General features: G+C 57.5%; 4 protein-coding genes. 2 read left to right on the top strand and 2 right to left on the bottom strand.

All coding sequences use genetic code 11. From position 1 onward, the window contains the following. Positions 1-517 precede the first annotated feature (517 nt). Positions 518-757, bottom strand: coding sequence for a DUF982 domain-containing protein (locus tag EOA24_RS25970; protein ID WP_127410207.1), 240 nt, complete (start codon positions 755-757; stop codon positions 518-520). A 247-nt stretch (positions 758-1,004) separates the two neighbouring features. Then, positions 1,005-1,295, bottom strand: coding sequence for a DUF982 domain-containing protein (locus EOA24_RS25965; RefSeq protein ID WP_127410206.1), 291 nt, complete (start codon positions 1,293-1,295; stop codon positions 1,005-1,007). 410 nt (positions 1,296-1,705) lie between these two features. Here EOA24_RS25965 and EOA24_RS25960 point away from each other — a divergent pair, with 410 nt between their 5' ends. Together EOA24_RS25960 and EOA24_RS25955 are read left to right on the top strand one after the other, a co-directional pair. After that, the gene (locus EOA24_RS25960) at positions 1,706-2,167 is read left to right on the top strand and encodes a MucR family transcriptional regulator (RefSeq protein ID WP_127410205.1); all 462 of its coding nucleotides are present in this window, start codon (positions 1,706-1,708) and stop codon (positions 2,165-2,167) included. A gap of 582 nt (positions 2,168-2,749) precedes the next feature. Next, on the top strand, positions 2,750-4,711 hold the full coding sequence (locus tag EOA24_RS25955; RefSeq protein ID WP_127410208.1) for an EAL domain-containing protein: 1,962 nt from the start codon (positions 2,750-2,752) through the stop codon (positions 4,709-4,711). Positions 4,712-5,494 lie beyond the last annotated feature (783 nt).

The following is a 5,494-nucleotide window of genomic DNA, read 5'->3' as shown; positions in this document are numbered from 1 at the left end:
TTCTTATGGATGTTCATTCGGATCCTCCGATGGATGCTGAAGCGTGGTAACTCCAGTCTCCTCGGTCCGGTCCGAATGGACAACCTCCCGAAAGCTCACAGCTAGCGGACCCCTTGAGGGTTGATCGTGGAAGATCCGGAACAGGACCAGGAAAGCCATCGCAGAAGAGCGGGGTTGGGTTGCTCCTGATGGACAGCGCCGGTGCATGCCGATCTTGCGAACTGGATGAACGCCGAGGCTCTGTGCCGCAGCTGGCTGGTTGTTCAGGTGAGCTTGCTGCCGTGAGCCTGCGAACCCGTGCGATCCTCAGAGGTCGCAACCACGACACGGCCCGAAGACGCCAAGCCAACGGCGCCTGCTCAGCCGCGCACCCGAATTGCGACGCCTTGAAAGCAGAACCGCGCTCGCTGCTGGCCCGACGGAGCTAGCGCGCAATCGCTCGGCTTACGCCAGGCGCGATCATGGCGCTGGCAATCGCAATGGAGAGAGGGAGTGACGCAAATGGGCGCCGCAAGTTTCAATCGCCGCGCAGGATCTTTGCTTCAAGCGCGGCCGCGACGAAAGCTCTGCGGGCGGCCGGTGGATGGCTCTCACCGCGCAACACGCGCAGACACGCGTCCATCGCTGCCTTGCGCTTTTCCGTTTCACGCGTGAGATCCCGCAGCAAGATCGTGGCCGCGTCATTGACATCGAACACGACGCGCTCCGCGGCGTGGCGGCTCAGCTGGACAACGACCGGCCGCTCAAATCTGCTCAACTCACCGTTCCCCTCGGTCGTGCGGCAAGGTCCGCTCGGCCCAGCTTTATGCCTCAACCCAGGAGACAGAAACAGGCGAATAACCCGAAAGCCCAACTCGATGCCTCGGCGGCTATCCGATCGCCATAAGCACTGTCATCCCGGTTTTCCGGAATTACCAGCGATGATGGAGATTCTTCCGCCCTTGTCCGCGCTCGGTGAAAATCTGAACGGAATACCCCCAAGTTTGGCTACAATCCACCCGTCCCTACGCGCGCCGCTTCTTGCAGGCGGCGATCCACTGCATGGCAGAGATTGGATCTTCCAGGATGGCGACCTGCCTGGCGAAATCGATAAAACCATGGTGTGCGGCGCTTAACGGTTTGTGCCCTTCCTCTGCGTCATAGCAGGCCTCAAGGGCGCTCTGGTGGGTCATATCTCTTTGATCCTCAGGCCAGTCGTTGAGGAAATCGATGGCGTCCGCGAGGCTCGCAATCTCTTGGACGATGTAGGTCGCACGCTTCACGAAAATAGGGCTCCCGAAGTCCTCTGCATCCATGCGCTCCTCCCACTTGGCGAACCCCTGCTTTGCACGAGCATTCCTCGGCAACCATCGCAATGTGCTGTCCGGACCGAGACGGTTCAAGGGGCTGGATCGAAGATTTCTCCTTGGCGCAGGTGCCTAGGGGAGGTTGTGGGAAGATGCGCAGCGCAGGTTGATTTTCGAGGCCGTCAAAGGCGGCGAAACGAAACCCATTCTGCTCGAAAGCAGTTTCATGAACCGCAAAACCCCTCGGCGGGTCCGACCGATTTTTTGCCGGAAGCTGTCGGCATCAGGGTAGAACCATCGTGTGCCTCGGCCCGCAATTTGGGACCCAGTGCTACGGGAGCCCTGACTTTGATTGCATTCTGTGGCTGCCATCATTAATAAAACCGATCCGCCGCCGTTTATCAAAACAGGAGCATTGCGTGACAGAAGAAGCCGAAAACAATACTGACGCCCTCATCGAGCTTACCGCCGAAGTCGTGTCGGCCTATGTGTCGAACAATCCACTCCCGGTAGGTGAGCTTCCGGCCCTGATCGACCACGTGCATGCCGCGTTGCAGGGCACGATGGGCGGTCCGGCCGCCAAGCCCGAGGAGCTCAAGCCTGCAGTCCCGATCAGGAAGTCGGTCACGCCGGACTATATCATCAGCCTGGAGGACGGAAAGAAGTTCAAGTCGCTGAAGCGGCATCTTGCGACCCACTATGGTCTGACGCCCGAAGAATACCGGGCGAAATGGAGACTATCGGCAGACTATCCGATGGTTGCCCCGAACTATGCCGCCGCGCGCTCAGCTTTGGCGAAGACCATGGGCCTCGGCAGAAAACCCAATGAGGCCCAACAGGCCGCACCGGTAAAGAGGAGCCGCAAAAAGGCGGCCGCCTGATCGTCCCGCTTGCTTGTTGGCCAGGTGCCGTTTGAAAGGCGGGATCTCCGGCTTCGCCTTCGAGCAGATCGAGACCGGCATGTCTGCGATCCACAGCGAACTCGCCTACGTCCCGCAGCGCTGACATGATCGTGGAGAAGGCCTCCTGTGTCTGCCGGACCTCGGGACGGCTCGTCGAGTTGCCAGCCTTCAAAGGGTGAGAGCTCAGCATGGCTGCAGGGGGCTACCGGACAATAACGATGCTGCCCGGCTGATCCGACAGGGGAAGCCGAAGGTCCTCAAGGCGCATAGTGTAGATTTTCTGTGCCAGCGTGGTTTGGCAGCAAAGCCTGCGGTTCTTTTGGTTAACCGAATACAAGGCGAAGGGCTAACGGGGCATAATTGCGAAAACCTGGATCAGGCTAGCTCGGCGATGACCTAAGGGAGCATCGCGTTTTCACTATCTTCGAAATTTCCGAAACCCTGGCTTCCCAACTGGGCTGTCCAAATTTGCGGTTGAAATTTACTTTTTCAGAATTGTTCGGTGTTAGGGGACCGACCAATACGCAGCTGACCACTCTACCGCGGGGGAGTGAAGGAGTGATGCAGCGTCTGTCTGCCGCAAGGCTCGGCGACCTTCTGGCGGGAGACCTGCGTGTTTTTGGCGGGCCCTCAACGATCGAACCGCTTGCCGGCCGCATCAGGGCGGAGCAGGTCAGTATCGTGCTTCGCAGCACGCTTCTTGGCATGGTTGCGAATATACTCAATGCGGCCACTTTTGTCATGGCGGTTTGGGGCTCGCCCGACCAGACGAAAGCCATCCTCTGGGCGAGTGTGATCATCGCCGCCGCTGGGTTCGTAGGCCTAAGAGCGAGATCATCGTTTCAGTCAGTCAAACCAAGGTCAGTGTCTCGCCGGACAACGCAAAACCTGGTGCGAAACGCCTTCCTGTTCGGCACTTGGTGGGGTGCACTTCCCGTTCTGTTCTTCGGAGGAGCAACGAGTGCCGCCCAGGTTGTCATTACCTGCCTGAGCGCTGGCATGATCGCAGGCGGTGCCGCTTCTTTTTCCACGATTCCTATTGCGGCCATCGCGTATACGCTGCCGATTTTCGTCGGTTCAGCGGTTGCGATTGTGTGGCTGGATGGAGCCGTCAATGTGCCCGTCGCAATCCTGATGGTGAGCTACGCCATCACGCTGTTTCGTGCCGTGCTTGCTCACGCGTCCGAATTTACCCGACGCTGCATTCTGCAAGCGGAAAGCGAAAATGCCATTCGCAGGGATGTTCTAACGAGTTTGCCAAACCGGTTCAGCTTCAACGAGCGGCTGGAAAACGCGTTGGTGGACGCAAAGCAGTTTGACCAGCACTTTGCGTTACTCTTGTTCGATCTTAACAATTTCGACGAGGTGAACGATCGCTTTGGCCGCGCAATAGGGGATGCCCTTTTGGTCGAAGTGGCTGCGAGACTTCGGAAATCGACGCGGGAGAGCGATGGCATCGCGAGATTGGAGGGCGACGAATTTGCTATAATCGTCACGTGCGATATTAGGCCAGATCAAATCAGGTCCTTAGCCCAACAGATCATAGATGGCATGCGCACCCCTTTCATGATTGAAGCACGCCAAATATATTGCAGGGCCTCTATCGGTATCGCCTTGGCGCCCACTGATGGTTTGGATGCCAATCAACTCCTGCGCTGCGTCGACACCGCGCTACACAGGGCCAAGACGCTGGGGACGGGTTCCATCCAGTTTTTCAGCGCAAACGACGATGAAGCTGCCACAAGGCGCCATGCCCTTGAACGCGATCTTGCATCTGCGCTCGCCAGTGACCAGCTTTGGCTTGCATTTCAACCCTTTCTCGATCTCGCGAGCGATCGCATCCGAGGTTTTGAAGCGCTTCTGCGGTGGCAGCATCCGACCCTTGGCGCGATCCCTTCCTCGGAGTTCATACCTATCGCCGAAGAAACGGGTTTGATTCACTCCATCGGACACTGGGCTGTCAAAACGGCTTGTTCGGCGGCTGCGCGCTGGCCGCGCGACTTGCGGGTCTCCGTCAACTTGTCGGCAGTGCAGCTTAAAAACAAAGCCTTGCTAGATGGAATTTTAGAGACCTTGGCTGAAGCCGGTTTGGAGCCCCGGAGACTGGAGGTCGAGATTACAGAAAATGTTCTAATTTCGAATTTTGAAGAAACAATTTCGTTATTACAATCGTTAAGTTCGCTGTCCGTAACAGTTGCTCTTGACGATTTTGGTACTGGCTATTCATCACTCACTTATCTTCGGAAATTGCCTCTTTCGCGGCTCAAGATCGACCGATCTTTTGTCCAGGATCTGCTCACCGATGCGGACTGCGCCGCGATTGTGAGATCATTGGTTGAGTTGGCGCATGAGCTTCGAATTGAGGTGACGGCCGAAGGCGTCGAAACTCCCGAACAGCTCGACTGTCTGCGCCGCGTCGGATGTGATGAAGCTCAGGGCTATTTGATCGGGAAACCTGTCCGGATTGACGACATTCCTGGCATTGCTGCGAAGCCGTTTGGTCAGAAGCAGGTACTCGAATAGCAAGACCGGCACCTTGGCGGCGATGGCCTGGTTGTCTCGAATCTCGACGGGGACGGCCGCCTTGCTCAGGTAGGCTGAAGGCCGCAAATCCTTGTGCAAGCACTGGCAGTAGCCCTGTGACGAAGCATCACGTCGGTCGAGCGGCGCCGGCGCTGGTTTCGGGAGGAGAAGGAGCGGGTGTTCGCGGCGACGTTTGAGGCAATGGCCAGGCGCGGGGTACGTCGAGACGGCATTGCGTCGAGATTTAGCAGATTTGAGAAGCGGGTCGTGTTCGGGTTAGCCGCCATAGCTCAGAGCGCATCGTGTTCAATGTTAGTGATGCTGCCGCTATCCTGCTGCATGATCTTCATCGTCAGACCGAGAAAACGGAAAGGCAGCGATGGACGCCTGTCTGCAGGGTATTGACGTGGTGAGGCCCATCCACCAGCTGCTCGAAAAGCTTTCGATGCAGCCGGCAAAGATTATGCGCAGCGATTAACCCTTGCGCTGGATCTCGATCTCGGCCGACGACATCGTCGACCGCAAGCGCCAGCTTGAAGCGGATTTTCCGCTTAAGCGCTTTATTCAAGTTTTGGCCGTAGATTCTGGGATGTGCCGCTCGTCGCCGCCTCAATCATTCTTGGTGGGCTGTTCGGCGCGACCGCATTGCCGGTTGCCACCTGTGGCCGCATTCGTCGGAGGCAAAAGAGTTTCTCTCAATTTTGCCAGCCGCCACGGTTCAGTCGAGATTACATGCGAGACGGCCGATAACGGAAAGCAAAGGCTCGCAAAAAATGAGTAGAG

The sequence above is a fragment of the Mesorhizobium sp. M2A.F.Ca.ET.039.01.1.1 genome, assembly GCF_003998035.1.
Lineage (GTDB): Bacteria > Pseudomonadota > Alphaproteobacteria > Rhizobiales > Rhizobiaceae > Mesorhizobium.
Note: the sequence above shows the minus strand (reverse complement) of the source record. Positions and strands in the feature narration are given on the sequence as shown.